The 19,342-nt window shown below is 56.4% G+C and carries 16 protein-coding genes; 8 read left to right on the top strand and 8 right to left on the bottom strand.

Features of this window, described 5'->3' with window-relative positions; all coding sequences use genetic code 11:
- Positions 1-19 precede the first annotated feature (19 nt).
- The 5 genes from recF to ACZYSM_RS23595 all read left to right on the top strand — a co-directional run bounded on the left by recF (position 20) and on the right by ACZYSM_RS23595 (position 8,559).
- Positions 20-1,123 carry a DNA replication/repair protein RecF gene (recF, locus tag ACZYSM_RS23615; RefSeq protein WP_489075152.1) on the top strand — a complete coding sequence of 368 codons (1,104 nt, stop codon included), beginning with the start codon at positions 20-22 and terminating at the stop codon, positions 1,121-1,123.
- 4 nt (positions 1,124-1,127) lie between these two features.
- Complete coding sequence (gene gyrB, locus ACZYSM_RS23610) at positions 1,128-3,545, top strand: DNA topoisomerase (ATP-hydrolyzing) subunit B (protein ID WP_489075150.1); 2,418 nt, start codon at positions 1,128-1,130, stop codon at positions 3,543-3,545.
- Positions 3,546-3,797: 252 nt separating this feature from the next.
- A complete protein-coding gene (locus ACZYSM_RS23605) occupies positions 3,798-5,240 on the top strand; it encodes an AAA family ATPase (protein WP_489075148.1) in 1,443 nt (480 codons plus the stop codon).
- Positions 5,237-6,049 (top strand): retron system putative HNH endonuclease, encoded by an 813-nt coding sequence (locus ACZYSM_RS23600; RefSeq protein ID WP_489075146.1) that lies wholly within the window; start codon positions 5,237-5,239, stop codon positions 6,047-6,049. The genes ACZYSM_RS23605 and ACZYSM_RS23600 overlap by 4 nt, the downstream gene beginning before the upstream one ends.
- Positions 6,050-6,183: 134 nt before the next feature.
- Positions 6,184-8,559: a TOTE conflict system archaeo-eukaryotic primase domain-containing protein gene (locus ACZYSM_RS23595; RefSeq protein ID WP_489075144.1), complete on the top strand. Its 2,376-nt coding sequence runs from the start codon at positions 6,184-6,186 to the stop codon at positions 8,557-8,559.
- Positions 8,560-8,815: 256 nt separating this feature from the next.
- On the opposite strand, the gene ACZYSM_RS23590 is transcribed toward ACZYSM_RS23595, so the two are convergent.
- From ACZYSM_RS23590 to glyQ, 4 genes are all read right to left on the bottom strand, one after another.
- On the bottom strand, positions 8,816-9,586 hold the full coding sequence (locus ACZYSM_RS23590) for a lysophospholipid acyltransferase family protein (RefSeq protein WP_489075142.1): 771 nt from the start codon (positions 9,584-9,586) through the stop codon (positions 8,816-8,818).
- Positions 9,587-9,665: 79 nt separating this feature from the next.
- Positions 9,666-10,199: a D-glycero-beta-D-manno-heptose 1,7-bisphosphate 7-phosphatase gene (gmhB, locus tag ACZYSM_RS23585; RefSeq protein WP_489075140.1), complete on the bottom strand. Its 534-nt coding sequence runs from the start codon at positions 10,197-10,199 to the stop codon at positions 9,666-9,668.
- 18 nt (positions 10,200-10,217) lie between these two features.
- On the bottom strand, positions 10,218-12,272 hold the full coding sequence (gene glyS / locus ACZYSM_RS23580; RefSeq protein ID WP_489075138.1) for a glycine--tRNA ligase subunit beta: 2,055 nt from the start codon (positions 12,270-12,272) through the stop codon (positions 10,218-10,220).
- Positions 12,269-13,222: a glycine--tRNA ligase subunit alpha gene (glyQ, locus tag ACZYSM_RS23575; RefSeq protein ID WP_003213601.1), complete on the bottom strand. Its 954-nt coding sequence runs from the start codon at positions 13,220-13,222 to the stop codon at positions 12,269-12,271. Before glyQ ends, glyS begins: the two co-directional genes overlap by 4 nt.
- An 81-nt stretch (positions 13,223-13,303) precedes the next feature.
- Between glyQ and ACZYSM_RS23570 the strand changes: the two genes are divergently transcribed.
- The 3 genes from ACZYSM_RS23570 (at position 13,304) to ACZYSM_RS23560 (ending at position 15,117) form a co-directional block, all read left to right on the top strand.
- Entirely contained in the window at positions 13,304-13,867 is a 564-nt protein-coding gene (locus ACZYSM_RS23570; protein WP_489075136.1) for a DNA-3-methyladenine glycosylase I, read from the top strand.
- Between the two features lie 51 nt (positions 13,868-13,918).
- Complete coding sequence (locus tag ACZYSM_RS23565) at positions 13,919-14,806, top strand: lysophospholipid acyltransferase (protein WP_489075134.1); 888 nt, start codon at positions 13,919-13,921, stop codon at positions 14,804-14,806.
- Positions 14,807-14,877: 71 nt separating this feature from the next.
- The gene (locus ACZYSM_RS23560; protein ID WP_489075132.1) at positions 14,878-15,117 is read left to right on the top strand and encodes a PilZ domain-containing protein; all 240 of its coding nucleotides are present in this window, start codon (positions 14,878-14,880) and stop codon (positions 15,115-15,117) included.
- Positions 15,118-15,133: 16 nt separating this feature from the next.
- Here ACZYSM_RS23560 and ACZYSM_RS23555 read toward each other — a convergent pair whose 3' ends face one another.
- From ACZYSM_RS23555 to fmt, 4 genes are all read right to left on the bottom strand, one after another.
- Positions 15,134-15,448, bottom strand: coding sequence for a tetratricopeptide repeat protein (locus tag ACZYSM_RS23555; protein WP_489075130.1), 315 nt, complete (start codon positions 15,446-15,448; stop codon positions 15,134-15,136).
- Positions 15,449-15,625: 177 nt separating this feature from the next.
- Entirely contained in the window at positions 15,626-16,999 is a 1,374-nt protein-coding gene (trkA, locus tag ACZYSM_RS23550) for a Trk system potassium transporter TrkA (protein ID WP_489075128.1), read from the bottom strand.
- A 23-nt stretch (positions 17,000-17,022) separates the two neighbouring features.
- Complete coding sequence (gene rsmB, locus ACZYSM_RS23545) at positions 17,023-18,363, bottom strand: 16S rRNA (cytosine(967)-C(5))-methyltransferase RsmB (RefSeq protein WP_489075126.1); 1,341 nt, start codon at positions 18,361-18,363, stop codon at positions 17,023-17,025.
- A complete protein-coding gene (gene fmt, locus ACZYSM_RS23540) occupies positions 18,360-19,319 on the bottom strand; it encodes a methionyl-tRNA formyltransferase (RefSeq protein WP_489075124.1) in 960 nt (319 codons plus the stop codon). Before fmt ends, rsmB begins: the two co-directional genes overlap by 4 nt.
- Positions 19,320-19,342 lie beyond the last annotated feature (23 nt).

Genomic DNA, 19,342 nt, shown 5'->3' with positions numbered 1-19,342 from the left:
CATGTTCAGCGCAAGCTAGATGTCCCTCAGTCGCGTCTCGGTCACTGCGGTGCGCAATTTGCACCCAGTGACTATCTCCCCTTCCCCCCGCATTAACATCCTTTACGGCGCCAACGGCAGCGGCAAAACCAGTGTTCTGGAAGCCATTCACCTGCTGGGGCTTGCCCGTTCGTTTCGCAGTGCTCGTCTGTTACCGGTTATTCAATACGAGCAATTGGCGTGCACCGTGTTTGGCCAGGTTGAATTGGCAGAGGGTGGTCATAGCAGTCTGGGGATTTCTCGAGACCGCCAAGGGGAGTTTCAAATTCGTATCGACGGGCAGAACGCCCGCAGCGCCGCGCAGCTGGCTGAAATACTGCCACTGCAATTGATCAACCCGGACAGCTTTCGGCTGTTGGAAGGCGCTCCAAAAATCCGCCGACAGTTTCTGGACTGGGGTGTGTTCCACGTGGAACCACGTTTCATGTCCACCTGGCAGCGGCTGCAGAAGGCCCTTCGGCAGCGAAACTCATGGCTGCGGCATGGTACACTTGACGCCGTTTCACAAGCGGTTTGGGACAGGGAACTGTGCCAAGCCAGCGCTGAAATTGATGAATACCGCCGCGCTTACATCAAAGCCTTGAAACCAGTCTTTGAACAGACCTTGAGCGAACTGGTTGAGCTCGAGGGCTTAACGCTTAGCTATTACCGTGGCTGGGATAAGGAGCGAGAGCTGAGTGCAGTGCTCGCTACATCCCTTCACCGGGATCAGCAAATGGGACACACCCAGGCCGGACCACAACGCGCTGATTTGCGTCTTAGATTGGGCGCACATAACGCCGCGGACATATTGTCCCGCGGTCAGCAGAAGTTGGTGGTCTGTGCGTTGCGGATTGCCCAAGGGCATTTGGTCAGCCAAGCCCGGCGTGGCCAGTGTATTTATCTTGTGGATGATTTGCCGTCCGAACTGGACGAGCAGCACCGCCGCGCACTTTGCCGCTTGTTGGAAGACTTACGCTGCCAGGTGTTCATCACCTGTGTAGACCACGAATTATTGAGGGAAGGCTGGCAGACGGAAACGCCAGTCGCCCTGTTCCACGTGGAACAGGGCCGTATCACCCAGACCCACGACCATCGGGAGTGAAGGCATGAGCGAAGAACATACGTACGACTCAACCAGCATTAAAGTGCTGAAAGGCCTAGATGCCGTACGCAAACGTCCCGGTATGTACATTGGTGACACCGACGATGGCAGCGGTCTGCACCACATGGTGTTCGAGGTGGTCGATAACTCGATCGACGAAGCTTTGGCCGGCCATTGCGACGACATCAGTATCATTATCCACCCGGATGAATCCATCACCGTACGCGACAACGGTCGCGGTATTCCGGTAGACGTGCATAAAGAAGAAGGCGTTTCGGCAGCCGAGGTCATCATGACCGTGCTGCACGCTGGCGGTAAGTTCGATGACAACTCCTACAAAGTATCCGGTGGCTTGCACGGTGTAGGCGTGTCAGTAGTGAACGCTCTTTCCGAGTTGCTGGTGCTGACAGTTCGTCGCAGCGGCAAGATCTGGGAACAGACCTACGTCCACGGTGTTCCTCAAGAACCGATGAAAATCGTCGGTGAGACTGAATCTACCGGCACGCAGATTCACTTTAAACCTTCTGACCTGACCTTCAAGAATATCCACTTCAGCTGGGATATCCTGGCCAAGCGGATTCGTGAATTGTCCTTCCTCAACTCCGGTGTTGGTATCGTCCTCAAGGACGAGCGCAGCGGTAAGGAAGAGCTGTTCAAGTACGAAGGTGGTCTGCGCGCGTTCGTTGAATATCTGAACACCAACAAGACTCCGGTCAACCAGGTGTTCCACTTCAACATCCAGCGTGAAGATGGCATCGGCGTAGAAGTCGCCCTGCAGTGGAACGACAGCTTCAACGAGAACCTGTTGTGCTTCACCAACAACATTCCGCAGCGTGATGGCGGTACTCACCTGGTGGGCTTCCGTTCGGCACTGACGCGTAACCTGAACACCTACATCGAAGCGGAAGGTCTGGCGAAGAAGCACAAAGTCGCGACTACCGGTGACGATGCCCGTGAAGGGTTGACTGCGATTATTTCGGTCAAGGTGCCGGATCCGAAGTTCAGCTCCCAGACCAAAGACAAGCTGGTTTCTTCTGAAGTGAAGACTGCTGTCGAACAGGAAATGGGTAAGCACTTCTCCGACTTCCTGCTGGAAAACCCTAACGAAGCCAAACTGGTTGTCGGCAAGATGATCGACGCTGCACGCGCTCGTGAAGCAGCGCGTAAAGCCCGTGAAATGACCCGTCGTAAAGGCGCGCTGGATATTGCCGGTCTGCCGGGCAAACTGGCTGACTGCCAAGAGAAAGACCCTGCCCTCTCCGAACTGTACCTGGTGGAAGGTGACTCTGCTGGCGGTTCCGCCAAGCAGGGACGTAACCGCAAGACTCAAGCGATTCTGCCTCTGAAAGGTAAAATCCTCAACGTTGAGAAAGCCCGCTTCGACAAGATGATCTCCTCGCAAGAGGTCGGCACCTTGATCACTGCGCTGGGCTGCGGTATCGGTCGCGACGAGTACAACATCGAGAAGCTGCGTTATCACAACATCATCATCATGACCGATGCTGACGTCGACGGTTCGCACATCCGTACGTTGCTGCTGACCTTCTTCTTCCGTCAGTTGCCTGAGCTGATCGAGCGTGGCTACATCTACATCGCTCAGCCACCGCTGTACAAAGTGAAGAAAGGCAAGCAAGAGCAATACATCAAAGACGACGACGCCATGGAAGAGTACATGACGCAGTCGGCCCTTGAAGATGCGAGCCTGCACCTGAACGAAGAAGCTCCGGGTATTTCCGGTGAAGCGCTTGAGCGTCTGGTGAATGACTTCCGCATGGTGATGAAGACTCTCAAGCGTTTGTCGCGCCTGTATCCACAGGAACTGACCGAGCACTTCATCTACCTGCCTGCCGTCAGCATGGAGCAGCTGTCCGATCACGCAGCGATGCAGGATTGGCTGGCCCAGTATGAAGTTCGTCTGCGTACCGTGGAGAAATCCGGCCTGGTCTACAAAGCCAGCCTGCGTGAAGACCGCGAACGTAACGTCTGGCTGCCAGAGGTCGAACTGATCTCCCACGGTCTGTCGAACTACATCACCTTCAACCGCGACTTCTTCGGCAGCAATGATTACAAGACAGTCGTTACTCTTGGCGCTCAATTGAGCACCTTGCTGGACGAAGGTGCTTATATTCAACGCGGCGAGCGCAAGAAAGCCGTCACCGAGTTCAAGGAAGCGTTGGACTGGTTGATGGCCGAGAGCACCAAGCGTCACACCATCCAGCGCTACAAAGGTCTCGGTGAGATGAACCCGGACCAACTGTGGGAAACCACCATGGACCCAAGCGTGCGCCGGATGCTGAAAGTGACGATCGAAGATGCCATCGGTGCGGACCAGATCTTCAACACCCTGATGGGTGATGCGGTCGAGCCACGTCGTGAGTTCATCGAAGCTAACGCTTTGGCAGTGTCCAACCTGGACTTCTGATCAGATTGCGATGGGCACATTAAAAGTCGCAAATGTGCGAGTTGTTGTCGCGACAAAGACTAACTACCCCAGCCTAGCGCTGGGGTTTTCGTTACAGGGTCACTGGGTTCTTGCTCGAAAAAATGGCCTAATGTGATGGCCTGTCTACGGTGAGTGATTGTTTAGGCTGTGTCAGAGTAAATGTCGTGAGACGAGCTTCAGCCTATGGAAGGAACCCTTGTTTCACGATTGAGGTACGAGGAGAGATTTTGCATGCGTCTGAAAACTGTCACCTTAAAAAACTTTCGATGCTTTGAAAGTTTGCAGCTGGATTTACACCCTAGACTAACTGTTTTAGTTGGTAAAAACGGCGGAGGAAAAACAGCAATTCTCGATGCAATAGCTGTAGGACTTACACCAGTGCTGCGCTATCTGTCTTCAGCCAACCAGCGCCTCACCGGAACCGGTATCAAGGATACTGATTTCAGTATTGAGGCATGGGACTCACGCGCAGGCAAAGAGCGCTGGGGAGCAAGCGACTATGCGCAGGTAATGGTCGAAACCACATCCGGTTTGAAATGGGACACTTGGCGTCCATCATCGGCAGGTAAAGAGCCTGAAGCGAAGATTGGCGAAAGCGAACTTTCTAAAGCTATGGCTGCAGTCTCCGACAGCTTCAAAACCGAAACCCCTGAGCTGTTGCCTGTATTTGCCTACTACGGCGCGCAACGTGGGTACATTGAAATTCCTGAACGGCTCCGACCGAGCAAGCAGAACTACGGCCATCCAACATCAGCTCTTTACGATGCACTCGATTCTCACAGTGATTTCCGTGAAATGCTCATGTGGTTTGACCTGGAAGAATCTTCAGAGCTTAGAGCCAATAAAGGAAACCGAGGAGAGGACTTCGAAGAAAGCGTCGCACTCGCTTCCGTGCGCACCGCTATAAATCAGGTTCTAGGTGGCGATTTCAGTAATCCGCGATTTAATAAAATTCATAAGTTCATTGTGGATGCTGCGGAAGGTCCATCCCCGCTGCAAGTTTTACAGCTGAGCCAAGGCTACAAAAGTATGCTGGCATTGGCTATGGATTTTGCTCGCCGCATGGCGATAGCAAACAGTCATTTGGACGCAATTCTCGACCTGAAAACAGGGCAGACTTTAGAACCATTCAGTTCCATTTTTAGTGAGCTGGAAAAGATAGATCCGGATTGGGTGACGAACGACTTGATGCAAGGCATCATTTCTGGATTTGATGTCCCGACATTGGTCGCACCTGGAATTATGTTGATTGATGAAATAGACCTCCATCTACACCCGGAATGGCAGCAGCGGGTATTGAGCGACCTGATGAGGGCTTTTCCTACAACTCAGTTCATAGTCACCACGCACAGCCCGCAGGTACTGTCTACGGCACCTTCGGAATGTATACGTATCTTGGCGGATAGAGAAGTTTTTGCGGCTCCTCCAGGTACTGAAGGAGCTGAGCCCGAGCGGTTGCTCAAACAAGTGCTGGGATTGAAGGAAGTTCGGCCACCTAACAAAGCTACCCAAGATCTAAAGGAATATATTGCTCTGGTCGAAGACGACCAATGGGCAAGTCCCCGGGCTCTAGAGTTACGCAAGCTGCTGGATGATCGTTATCAGGGGAACGAGCCAGGGTTATTGGAGGCTGACCTACTAATTGAAAACCGCAAGTGGGAGCTTGGAGGGTGAAGCGGGTTGTCAGACAGAGTGAGCCAGAACTCTTAAAGAATTACGCTATTGCCTTCCCCAATAGCACTTGGCAAGAAATGAGGAGTGATGCTCATTTTAACGGCCCCGAAGCCTATGATGCATGTCGAGCACAAATAATTTCTGATCAAGGTGGAATCTGCGCCTTCTGCGAAATTGATATTCGAGATAATGATCCGTTGAAATGTCGGATTGAACATTTTCACCCAAAATCAGATGTAACTCCGGCTCACAATTGGGCATTAGACTGGAGCAATATGCTGGGTGTATGTGCGGGCGGTTCATATGCCTACACAAGTGCACCCTGGTATTTACCCCCCATACGTGAAAACCTCAGCTGTGACTCCCATAAAGATCAGATGATTCAGTCAGGAAAGCTTTTGGAAAAGTGCGAGGGCTGGATACTCAATCCTGCGCAGATCCAAGCCCTCCCTACCCTATTCCGAATTGAGAAAAGCACTGGGAAGTTGTGGCCGAACCTCCAAGCTTGCGATCGGGGCGTGGAGGGTCTAGCTAATCATCATCCAGACCTGCATACCTTGGTGAAGCACACCATAGAAATGCTCAACTTGAACTGCGACCGCCTTAACCAAGCAAGGCTTGCTGTAGTACATGACATAGAGCGCAATAAAAAGAAGCAGCGGCTGGCAGGACATTCTCCAGAGCAAGGACTACATAACCTCGTGCTCTACTACATGCGTCGCCATTGGCCGGGATTTTTTACCACCATTTTTTTATGTCTTGGAAACGCGGCTGAGGCCCATCTGACGGAAATGAATTATCAGGGTTGAAAGGGCAAGCGCCGATAGTGTGAGCTGTTGTTGAGCGTTCCATGGCGTTGTGCAGATAGGCACCCAGTCTCTTGATACAGGCATCAACTGGTAAACTGAAATACTTGTTTGCCTGCGGGCGCTAATGAGGCCCTATGAGAGACATTGACCTGCTGGAGAATCTGCGGGCTGAGAACGCCCGGCTGGTTGCGCTGCTGGAAGCCAACGCTATCGATTGGCGTCCAGCTGCTGAGCCGATCAAAATGCCAATTCCGTTGGCTGAGCTATCAGTACAGCACCTAGGCACCGATGCCAAACTTGCGCTTTTTCGACGGTTATTTCGGGGGCGGAGTGACGTGTACCCGATCCGCTGGGAGAGTAAGGGCGGTAAGTCTGGTTACTCGCCTGCCTGTGCCAACGAGTGGCGAATCGGCATATGCGAGAAGCCTCGCATTAAATGCGGTGATTGCACTCATCGCCAACTGATTCCGCTGACCGACCAAGTGCTTTATCGACATCTCGCGGGAGAGATTGTCATTGGCGTATACCCCTTGCTGCCTGACGACACTTGCTACTTTCTCGCGGTGGATTTTGACGAGGCGGAGTGGCGGGAAGACGCCCGAGCTTTTGTTCAGTCATGTCACAAATTGAGTGTGCCGGTAGCATTGGAGATTTCACGGTCGGGTAACGGAGCACATGCATGGATTTTCTTCGAGAGGAATGTCCCTGCTTATGATGCGCGTCGTCTCGGGACGGCAATCATCAGTCATACCTGTGCACGTACCCGCCAGTTGAAGCTCAGCTCTTATGATCGACTCTTTCCGAACCAGGATCGAATGCCTAAAGGCGGTTTTGGCAACCTGATTGCGCTGCCTTTGCAGAAAAGAGTCCGCGCTCAAAATAACAGCGTCTTTGTGGATGACTCACTCGAACCTTACATCGACCAATGGGCGTTTCTGGCCACCATTCAACCGATGTCTACGGACGATATTGAGCCGGCTATAGTGCGAGCTACCGGTAACCGTCATCCACTGGACGTCACCTTCGTTGCCGAAGAAGATCAGCAGGAACCATGGAAACTCCAAGAGCCGAAACAACAGAGGTTAGCCTGTCCCCTGCCTGAGTCTGTGAACATTACTCTGGCTAATCTGGTTTATTTCGACAAATCGGAATTGCCACAACCACTGGCCAACAAGCTAATCAGGCTAGCGGCATTTCAGAACCCTGAATTCTATAAAGCGCAGGCAATGCGCCTGCCCGTCTGGAACAAGCCTCGCATCATTGGTTGTGCGGAAAATTTCCCCAAACACATTGCGCTGCCTCGCGGATGTCTTGATGCCGCCCTAGAGCTTCTGAGCGATAACGGTATTGCCGCTGTCCTCCAGGATGAACGTTTTGGGGGTGAACCCATTGATGTCAGTTTTGCTGGCACTTTGCGTCAGGATCAAGAGGCAGCTCTAGCCGCAATACTTAAACACGACGCCGGCATACTGTGTGCACCCACGGCGTTTGGTAAAACCGTAACGGCTGCCGCGCTGATTGCTCGGCGTGGCGTGAATACTTTAGTGCTGGTGCACCGCACCGAGTTACTACGACAGTGGCAGGAACGTTTGCAGGTTTTTCTTGATGCCGATAAAGGCGTTGTTGGCACCATAGGCGGAGGGAAAGCCAAACCGACTGGGATCATTGATATTGCCGTAATGCAGTCGATGTCGCGGCAGGGTGAAGTCAGCGAGAAAGTAAAAAACTACGGACAAATCATCGTTGACGAGTGTCATCACCTTTCGGCGTTTTCGTTCGAAGCGATACTGAAGAGTGCGAGTGCTAAGTACGTGCTCGGCCTGACCGCGACGCCGGTGCGTCGTGATGGACAGCAACCCATCATCTTTATGCAGTGTGGGCCAATTCGGCACACCGCAGCGAGACCGGACAGCGCACCAGATGATCTGATGATAATGCCTCGACTGTTGCCGAGTCCGATCATAATGGCAGCGGAATCAGGTATTCAGGATGTATTTCGGCATCTCTCCGACGATGCCGAGCGAACTGCCAAGATCATTTCTGAGGTCGAAATGGCATTCCGGCAGGGTCGAAAAATACTGGTGCTGACGGAGCGGACCGATCACTTGAGCGCTATAGAAGTTGGATTGGTCGGGCGCGTGCAGAATCTTTTCACGCTACATGGGCGGATTTCGAAAAAGCAGCGCATTGCACTAATGAGCGAGCTGGCAGCATTACCCCCTGAGGCGCCCCGGGTGCTGTTGGCTACTGGCAAATTGGTAGGTGAAGGCTTTGACCACCCACCGTTAGATACCCTTATCTTGGCAATGCCGATTTCTTGGAAGGGCACACTTCAGCAGTACGCAGGACGGCTGCATCGTGAGCATGCGAACAAGGCTGATGTACGCGTTATCGACTTTGTAGACGCAGGGCACCCAGCTTTGCTGAGGATGTGGGATAAACGTCAAATCGGTTATAGAGCAATGGGGTACCGATTTTCGGACTCATCCAGCTCAATGGACCTATTCTAGAGTGTCTTGATTGCACTGAGGAGGAGCACAAGGCACCACATTCAGTCTTCAGTTGCCCTTGCTCGAAGAATGATCTTCAACCTGTTTTCAACAGACAAAAAAACCGGCGATAAAAGCCGGTTTTTTTATCGTCATAAAAAACTTATGCACGTTTTTCGTCATTTTATGAGCTTATAAAATATGTATATAAATCATAAGCCTACAGCGAAAATAAGACGGTTTTGAACAAATTGGTACACAGGTTATCCACAGAATCTCAGACAGCCACTTTTTCCGGTTCAGCGGTGATAGGCGGCAGCGAACCCATGTCCCGTTGAGTCTGCTCGTTCCAGGCTGCAACCCGGTCATTGAGTGCGGCAATAGCTCGCGGCCCGGTGCCTTCGGCATACATCGGCACACCAATGACCACGGTGATGGTGCCAGCCTTTTTGGCCCAGCCAGTCTTCGGCCAGAATTTGCCGGCATTATGGGCAATCGGCAGAACCGGCAATTCAGCGTTGACCGCCAACGCGGTACCGCCGCGCGAGAACTTGCCGACCTGACCAAACGGGACTCGCGTACCCTCCGGGAAGATCAGTACCCAGACGCCGTCCTTGAGCAGCTCGTCGCCCTTCTTCGCCACATGCTTGAGCGCAGCCTTGGGGTTGTCACGGTCGATGGCGATCGGACGCAACATGGCCATCGCCCAACCGAAGAACGGCACATAGAGCAGTTCGCGCTTGAGCACCTGGCTCAATGGCTGGAAGTAAGCCGAAAGGAAGAACGTCTCCCAAGTACTCTGGTGGTTCGACAGAATTACGCAGGGCTGTTCAGGCACGTTCTCGGCGCCTTGCACTTCAAAGCGAATATCGAGGAATACTTTGCTCAACCACAGCGCACACCGGCACCAGTACACGTTGATAAAACGATAACGTGCCTTGAACGGTAAAAAAGGCGCAATAAAAAAGCTGAGGCTGCACCAGAGCAACGAGGTGGTGCCCAGCAGCAGGTAAAAGAAAAAAGTTCTGATGGCCTGCAGGATCGACATAGCGGCATTTGCCTATTAAAAGCGCACCCCTGAACTGTCCTTGGTCAGGATGTCAGAAGAGCTCTATTTGTGGATAAGTTCAGTCGCGCACAAGTTCAGCGGCAACCGCCGCCAGATCGTCAAAAATCAAGGTGCCCACCGGTAGGGTTTTGCCCAGCGTCTTTTCGCCTTTACCGGTTTTCACCAAAACTGGCTGAGAGTCGACGGCTTTTGCAGCTTCCAGGTCACTGAGAGTGTCGCCGACAAACCATAGGTTGGTCAGCTCCACGTTGTAATGAGCGGCGATGGTTTTCAGCATGCCGGGTTTTGGCTTGCGGCAATCGCACCCATCATCCGGTCCGTGAGGGCAATAGACGACGAGTCCGAGCTCGCCACCCTGCTCGGCCACCAGTGAGCGCAAGCGCTCATGCATGGCGTCCAGGGTCGCGACATCGTAGTAGCCGCGAGCAATACCGGACTGGTTGGTAGCGACTGCTACTGTCCAGCCGGCTTTGCTCAACTGCGCGATGGCTTCGATCGAGCCGGGAAGTGGAATCCACTCCGCAACCGTCTTGATGTAAGCGTCGGAGTCGTAATTGATCACCCCGTCCCGATCGAGAATCAGCAGTTTCAAACTCCGCCCCTTAAACAATTAGCCCAGCAGCGAAATATCCGCGACACCGAGGAACAGCCCACGCAGACGCGCCAGCAACGCATAACGGTTGGCACGCACCTTGGCATCTTCGGCATTGACCATCACCGCTTCAAAGAACGCATCGACCGGCTCACGCAACGCTGCCAGACGTGCCAGCGACTCACTGTACTGACGCGCCGCAGCCATCGGCTGGACCGCCTGATCAGCCTGCTGGATCGCCGAGTACAGCGAGAACTCGTTGGCGTTGTCGAAGTACTTGGCTTCTACGATGCTCGGGATCGAGCCTTCGGCCTTACTCAGCAGGTTCGATACGCGCTTGTTCACCGCCGCCAGCGCCGCCGCTTCCGGCAACTTGCGGAAAGCCTCAACGGCTTGCACGCGTTGATCGAAGTCCAGTGCCGAACCCGGTTTCAGGGCGCGCACCGATAGATAGGTGCCCACATCCACGCCTTCGTCTTCGTAACGAGCACGCAGACGGTCGAAGATGAACTCCAGCACCAGATCGGCCAGACCGGCCGCTTTGACCTTGGAACCGAATGCATTGACGGCGAACGCCACCGCTTCGGTCAGGTCGAGGTCGAGCTTCTTGTCGATCAGGATCCGCAACACGCCCAGCGCTGCACGACGCAGAGCGTACGGGTCTTTGCTCCCGGTCGGCAGCATGCCAATACCGAAGATGCCGACCAGGGTGTCGAGCTTGTCGGCGATCGCCACGGCGGCACCGGTGACGGTGGTCGGCAACTCAGCGCCAGCACCGCGCGGCATGTATTGCTCGTTCAGCGCCAAGGCAACGTCTTGCGGTTCGCCGTCGTTGAGGGCGTAGTAGTAACCGGCGACACCTTGCATCTCCGGGAACTCACCGACCATCTCGGTCGCCAGGTCGCACTTGGACAGCAGGCCGGCACGGGCTGCACGCGATGCGTCGCCGCCAATGCGTTGAGCGATGAACGCAGCGAGTTTCGAAATCCGCTCGGCTTTATCGAACACGCTGCCCAGTTTTTCCTGGAACACTACGTTCTGCAGGCGCAAGTTGAAGCTTTCGAGCGTCTGCTTCTTGTCTTGCTTGAAGAAGAACTCGGCGTCAGTCAGACGTGGGCGAACGACTTTCTCGTTACCCGAGATGATCTGCTGCGGGTCTTTGCTTTCGATGTTGGCCACAGTGATGAAGCGTGGCAGCAACTTGCCGTCGGCATCCAGCAGGCAGAAATACTTCTGGTTGTCCTGCATGGTGGTGATCAGGGCTTCCTGCGGTACGTCGAGGAAACGCTCTTCGAACGAGCAGACCAGCGGCACTGGCCACTCCACCAGCGCGGTCACTTCTTCGAGCAGGCTCGGCGGAACGATCGCAGTACCTTCCTGCAGCGTTGCCAACTCGGCAGTGCGCTTGCTGATCAGCTCGCGACGCTCATTGGAGTCCGCCAGCACGTAAGCGCCGCGCAAGTCTTGCAAGTAGTTGGCCGGCGAGGTGATGCGCACGCTTTCAGGGTGATGGAAGCGGTGACCACGGGAGTCGCGACCGGCCTTCTGGGCAAGGATGGTGCAGTCGATGACCTGGTCACCGAGCAGCATCACCAGCCACTGAGTCGGGCGAACGAATTCTTCTTTGCGAGCGCCCCAGCGCATGCGCTTGGGAATCGGCAGATCGTTCAGGGAATCTTCGACGATGGTCGGCAGCAGGCTGGCGGTGGCCTTGCCTTCAATGCGCTGGCTGTAGCGCAGTTTTGCCCCACTCTGATCGATTTCGCTCAGGTCAACGCCGCACTTTTTGGCGAAGCCCAGGGCGGCCTGAGTCGGGTTGCCTTCGGCATCGAATGCGGCCTGACGTGGCGGGCCGTCGAGGTTGATGCTGCGATCCGGTTGCTGGGTGGCCAGCGCCGTGATCAGCACGGCCAGACGACGCGGCGCGGCGAAAACCTGTTTAGCTTCGTAGTTCAGGCCAGCGGCTTGCAGGCCTTTGTCGATACCGGCAAGAAACGCCTCAGCCAGAGTATTCAGGGCTTTGGGTGGCAGTTCTTCGGTGCCCAGTTCAACCAGAAAATCTTGAGCACTCATTGTGCAGCCTCCAGCTTAGCCAACACTTCATCACGCAAATCCGGGGTTGCCATCGGGAAGCCCAGCTTGGCCCGGGCCAACAGGTAAGCCTGAGCCACGGAACGAGCCAGGGTGCGCACACGCAGGATGTACTGCTGACGTGCGGTGACCGAAATCGCCCGACGTGCATCCAGCAAGTTGAAGGTGTGCGAGGCCTTGAGGACCATTTCGTAGCTTGGCAGCGGCAACGGCTGATCCAGTTCGATCAGGCGCTTGGCTTCGCTTTCATAGAAGTCGAACAGTTCGAACAGCTTCTCGACGTTGGCGTGCTCGAAGTTGTAGGTCGACTGCTCCACTTCATTCTGGTGGAACACGTCGCCATAGGTCACTTTGCCGAACGGGCCGTCAGCCCAGACCAGGTCGTAGACCGAGTCGACGCCTTGCAGGTACATGGCCAGACGTTCCAGGCCATAGGTGATCTCACCGGTCACCGGGTAGCACTCGATGCCGCCAGCCTGCTGGAAGTAAGTGAACTGAGTCACTTCCATGCCGTTGAGCCAGACTTCCCAGCCCAGACCCCAGGCGCCCAGGGTCGGCGATTCCCAGTTGTCTTCGACGAAACGGATGTCGTGCACCAATGGGTCGAGACCGACGTGCTTGAGGGAGCCCAGGTACAGTTCCTGGAAGTTGTCCGGGTTTGGCTTCAACACCACCTGGAACTGGTAGTAGTGCTGCAGACGGTTCGGGTTTTCGCCGTAGCGGCCGTCAGTCGGGCGACGACTGGGCTGCACATAAGCGGCGTTCCAGGTTTCCGGGCCGATGGCGCGAAGAAACGTGGCGGTATGAAAAGTGCCGGCGCCTACTTCCATATCGTAGGGCTGAAGTACCACACAACCTTGCTCGGCCCAGTATTGCTGGAGGGCGAGGATCAAGTCTTGGAAGGTACGCACGGCTGGCGTAGGCTGGCTCACGAAATTCACCTGTTTCTTGGGCTGCGATTTAAAGAGCGGGAGTATACCCGATTCGTTTGCGCGCACGCCCCCTGGAGCCTTATGCCACGCTGCTTTTGGTGTTCCGAAGATCCGCTATACATGGCTTATCACGATCAGGAGTGGGGCGTACCGCTACGCGATGCGCAGCGCTTGTTCGAGTTGCTTTTGCTCGAAGGGTTCCAGGCCGGGCTGTCATGGATCACCGTTCTGAAGAAACGCGAGCGTTATCGTGAGGTGCTGTTTGGCTTCGACATACAGCGCGTGGCGCAGATGAGCGATGCCGAAATCGACGATTTGATGCTCGATCCCGGGATCATCCGCAATCGCCTGAAACTCAACGCTGCCCGGCGCAACGCTCAGGCCTGGCTGGCGCTGGAAGACCCGGTGGCACTGCTTTGGTCGTTCGTTGGCGGCAAGGCCAAGGTCAATCATTTCAAGGATCGCAGTGAGGTGCCGGCGGTGACGCCAGAGGCCGAGGCGATGAGTAAAGGCTTGAAGAAAGCCGGTTTTACGTTTGTCGGGCCAACCATCTGTTATGCCTTGATGCAGGCGTCCGGGATGGTTATGGATCACACCACTGATTGTGATCGCTACGCCATCTTGCGCAGTGGGCGGTTAGAATAGCCGGCTCGCGACAAGGTTCATGACGTCGGTTTAGAAGATCAGGAGTGACCTGTGGATAAGTTTAAAGGCGCCTTGCTGGTAGGCGCTCTGCGGTTGTTTGCGTTATTGCCTTGGCGGGCGGTGCAAGCAGTAGGCACGGCGATTGGCTGGGTGATGTGGAAAACCCCCAACCGTTCCCGCGACGTAGTGCGGATCAACCTGGCGAAATGCTTTCCCGAGATGGACTTCGCGACACGCGAGCGTATGGTTGGGCAAAGCCTGATGGATATTGGCAAGTCGTTAACCGAAAGTGCCTGCGCCTGGATCTGGCCGGCCCAACGCTCCATCGACCTGGTGCGTGAAGTAGAAGGCCTCGACGTGCTGAAAGACGCGCTGGCCTCTGGTAAGGGCGTGGTCGGTATCACCAGCCACCTTGGCAATTGGGAAGTGTTGAACCACTTCTACTGCAGCCAGTGCAAACCGATCATTTTCTATCGCCCGCCCAAGCTCAAGGCTGTGGACGACTTGCTGCGAAAGCAGCGGGTGCAATTGGGCAACCGCGTCGCGGCGTCTACCAAAGAAGGCATCCTCAGTGTCATCAAGGAAGTGCGCAAAGGTGGTGCGGTAGGTATCCCGGCTGACCCGGAACCGTCCGAATCCGCCGGGATTTTCGTGCCGTTCTTCGCGACCAAGGCGCTGACCAGCAAATTCGTACCGAACATGCTCGCGGGCGGCAAAGCGGTCGGCGTGTTCCTGCATGCCCTGCGCCTGCCTGACGGTTCGGGTTACAAAGTGATCCTCGAAGCCGCGCCAGAAGCCATGTACAGCACCGATACCGAGACTTCCTGCGCGGCGATGAGCCAGGTCGTCGAGAAATACGTGCGGGCTTATCCGAGCCAGTACATGTGGAGCATGAAGCGCTTCAAGAAGCGTCCGCCGGGTGAAGAGCGCTGGTATTGAGTCGATTGGCATGATCTGTGGATAACCTTGGGCTCAGGGTTATCCACAACCGTTCATTCTAGGGCGCAGAGATGTCCGAACACCGCAAATCATTCCGCATCAAGATCATTCACGAAAGCTTCGGCGAATGCCTTGGCCAGACCCGCAACCTCTCGCCCACAGGTGTCTACGTCAAGCATACGACCTTATCGGCGTTGCCCAAGGGCGCGGTGGTCTACGGTCAGGTGCAAGGCCTGCCGGTAGTTGCGCCGCGGGTGCGTATGGAAGTGGTGCAGGTCGACGCCGAAGGCATAGGACTGCGTTATCTATGAGTTGACTGTTTTTTGATCAGCGCGCCTGGCGCTCGAGTTTCTTCAGAAACACCGTCATTTCCTTTTCAGCCTGCTTGTCGCCATGACCACGAGCAGCTTCCAGGCCCTGCTCCCAGGCTTGGCGTGCGGCCGGGTAATCGGCCAGCGCCAGATGCGCCTTGCCGAGCAACTTCCAGGCCGCGGAATATTTCGGATCGAATTCGACACAGCGCTGGAAATGCTCGGCCGCCTTGGCGTTCTCCCCAAGATCCAGATAACCCTTGCCCAGACCGAAGCGCAGCAGCGAGTTATCCACACCCTTGGCGAGCATTTTTTCCAGGGATTCGATCATCGGTGAAGTCCTTGTGAGGGGTGTCAGGGATCAATATGTCTTAATGAGACCGCTTTCGCGAGCAAGCCCGCTCCCACAGTAGATCTTCAGGGGACACATATTTTGTGTACGACAAAGTTCCAGTGTGGGAGCGGGCTTGCTCGCGAAGAGGCCTGCTCGGTTAACGCAGATCCCGGATCAGAAAAAGCTCAACCCCACATGAAACAGCTTCTCCACATCGCGAATATGTTTTTTATCCACAAGGAAGAGAATCACGTGGTCGCCGGTCTGGATCACCGTGTCATCGTGGGCGATGATGACTTCTTCGTCACGGATAATTGCGCCGATAGTGGTGCCCGGCGGCAAGCCGATGTCTTCGATGGCGCGGCCGATCACTTTGCTCGATTTGGCGTCGCCATGGGCAATCGCCTCGATGGCTTCCGCTGCACCACGGCGCAACGAGTGAACACTGACGATATCTCCGCGACGCACGTGGGCCAGCAAGGTGCCGATGGTCGCCAACTGAGGACTGATGGCGATATCGATGTCACCGCCCTGAATCAGATCGACATAGGCCGGGTTGTTGATGATGGTCATCACCTTTTTCGCACCCAGGCGTTTGGCCAGTAGCGAGGACATGATGTTGGCTTCGTCATCGTTGGTCAGCGCCAGGAAGATATCGGCGTCGGCGATATTCTCTTCCAGCAGCAAGTCGCGGTCTGATGCGCTGCCCTGCAACACCACAGTGCTGTCGAGGGTGTCCGAGAGGTGGCGGCAGCGTGCCGGGTTCATCTCGATGATTTTTACCTGATATCGGCTTTCGATGGCTTCAGCCAAGCGCTCACCGATCTGCCCGCCACCTGCAATCACGATGCGTTTGTAGCTTTCATCGAGGCGGCGCATTTCGCTCATTACCGCACGAATATTCGCTTTGGCGGCGATGAAAAATACTTCGTCATCGGCCTCAATGACCGTATCGCCTTGGGGCAGGATCGGCCGGTCACGACGGAAGATGGCTGCAACGCGGGTTTCGACATTCGGCATGTGCTCGCGCAACTGCCGCAGTTGTTGACCCACCAGCGGCCCGCCGTAGTAGGCCTTGACCGCCACCAGCTGCGCCTTGCCTTCAGCGAAGTCGATCACCTGCAAAGCACCAGGATGTTCGATCAGGCGCTTGATGTAGTTGGTGACAACCTGTTCCGGACTGATCAGCACATCGACCGGAATCGCATCGTTGTCGAAGAGGCCGGCGCGCGTCAGGTAAGCCGCTTCGCGCACTCGGGCGATTTTGGTCGGGGTGTGAAACAGGGTGTGAGCGACTTGGCAGGCGACCATGTTGGTTTCGTCACTGCTGGTCACCGCGATCAGCATGTCGGCATCATCGGCACCGGCCTGGCGCAGCACCGTCGGGAACGAACCGCGGCCTTGAACGGTGCGGATATCGAGGCGGTCGCCGAGATCGCGCAGGCGTTCGCCGTCGGTGTCGACCACGGTGATGTCGTTGGCTTCGCTGGCCAAGTGTTCCGCCAGCGTGCCGCCGACCTGCCCTGCGCCGAGGATGATGATTTTCATCCAGTCACTCCTTTGATATCCGGTTAACCGCCCGCGGCGGCGATCTTGATCAACTTGGCGTAGTAGAAGCCGTCGTGGCCACCCTCCTGCGCCAGCAACTGGCGCCCGTGAGGTTGCTTGATACCGGCCGCGGGCTGGCGCTCGCCCTTCTGTGTCAGTTGTCCGGCGATGTCCAACTCGCGGGCGCCCGGGGTGCGGGCGAGGAAGGCCTCGATGACTTCGGTGTTCTCGGTCGGCAAGGTCGAACAAGTGGCGTAGAGCAGGATGCCGCCGACTTCGAGAGTTGGCCACATGGCGTCCAGCAGTTCGCCTTGCAGCACGGCCAGGGCGGCGATGTCGTCAGGTTGGCGCGTGAGTTTGATGTCTGGGTGGCGGCGGATCACCCCGGTGGCCGAGCACGGCGCGTCCAGCAGAATCCGCTGGAACGGCTTGCCATCCCACCATTTGGCGGTGTCGCGACCATCGGCGGCAATCAGCTCGGCACTCAGGCCAAGACGCTCAAGGTTCTCTTGCACTCGCACCAGCCGCTTGGCTTCCAGATCCACCGCCACCACGCCGGCGAGTGCAGGTTCGACCTCCATGATGTGGCAGGTCTTGCCCCCCGGCGCGCAGCAGGCGTCGAGCACTCGTTGGCCGGGCGCCAGGTCCAGCAGGTCGGCGGCCAGTTGCGCGGCTTCATCCTGCACACTGATCCAGCCTTCGGCGAAGCCTGGCAGGTTGCGTACGTCGCCCGGCTCGTCGAGCACGATGCCGTCTTGGCTGTAGATGCAAGCCTTGCCAGCCACACCGGCGTCGCTCAGCAGCTTGAGGTAAGCATCGCGAGAATGGTGGCGGCGATTGACCCGCAGAATCATCGGAGGGTGGGCGTTGTTCGCCGCGCAAATGGCTTCCCACTGCTCTGGCCAGAAGGCTTTGAGGGATTTTTGCAGCCAGCGCGGGTGGGCGGTGCGCACCACCGGGTCGTGTTCAAGCTCGCTCAGCAACGCTTCGCTTTCACGCTGGGCGCGGCGCAGTACGGCATTGATCAGGGCTTTGGCCCAAGGCTTTTTAAGTTTCTCGGCGCAACCGACGGTTTCGCCGATGGCGGCGTGGGCTGGCACGCGGGTGTAGAGCAGTTGGTAGAGGCCGACCAACAGCAGCGCCTCGACATCAGTGTCGGCAGCTTTGAAGGGTTTTTGCAGAAGCTTTGCAGCCAACGCCGACAGTCGCGGCTGCCAGCGAGCGGTGCCAAAGGCCAGGTCCTGAGTGAAACCGCGATCGCGAAGCTCAACCTTATCAAGCTGTGTTGGCAGGGAACTGTTGAGCGAGGCTTTGCCGTTGAGTACGGCAGTCAGGGCTTTGGCGGCGGCCAGACGCGGGTTCATTGGGCGTCTGCCAATTGGCCGAGCACGGTGCCGACGGCGAATTTTTCGCGACGGCTGTTGAACAGGTCGCTGAAGTTCAGCGCTTTGCCACCGGGTAATTGCAGGCGGGTCAGGCACAAGGCCTGCTCACCGCAAGCGACGATCAGACCGTCCTTGCTGGCGCTGAGCACTTCACCCGGTGCACCTTGGCCATCGGTGAGGTTCGCAGCGAGGACTTTCAGGGCTTCGCCATTGAGCGTGCTGTGGCAGATCGGCCATGGATTGAACGCGCGAACCAGACGTTCCAGCTCGACCGCCGGACGGTTCCAGTCGATGCGCGCTTCGTCCTTATTCAATTTGTGGGCGTAGGTGGCGAGGCTGTTGTCCTGTACTTCACCTTCGAGGGTACCAGCAGCGAGACCTGCGATGGCCTGAATCACGGCCGGAGGTCCCATCTCGGCAAGACGGTCATGCAGACTGCCGCCAGTGTCGTCGGCGCTGATCGGGGTGGTGACCTTGAGCAGCATCGGCCCGGTGTCCAGGCCCGCCTCCATACGCATCACGGTCACGCCGCTTTCGATATCACCGGCTTCGACGGCGCGCTGGATCGGCGCCGCACCGCGCCAGCGCGGTAACAATGACGCGTGGCTGTTGATGCAGCCAAGACGCGGGATATCCAGCACCACTTGCGGCAGGATCAGGCCGTACGCCACCACCACCAGCAAGTCCGGCTTGAGTGCCGCGAGTTCAGCCTGGGCCGCTGCATCGCGCAAGGTCGGCGGCTGCAAAACGACGATGTTGTGCTGCTCGGCAAGCTGCTTGACCGGGCTCGGCATCAGTTTTTGCCCACGACCCGCCGGACGGTCCGGCTGGGTGTAGACCGCAACGATCTCATAAGGGCTGTCGAGCAAGGCCTTGAGGTGTTCGGCGGCAAATTCGGGGGTGCCGGCAAAAACGATGCGCAGTGGCTCAGTCATTGGGGATTCTCGGTTGAAAGCAC

The sequence above is a fragment of the Pseudomonas sp. F220 genome (genome assembly GCF_057813935.1).
This window is presented reverse-complemented; position numbering and strand designations above follow the sequence as displayed.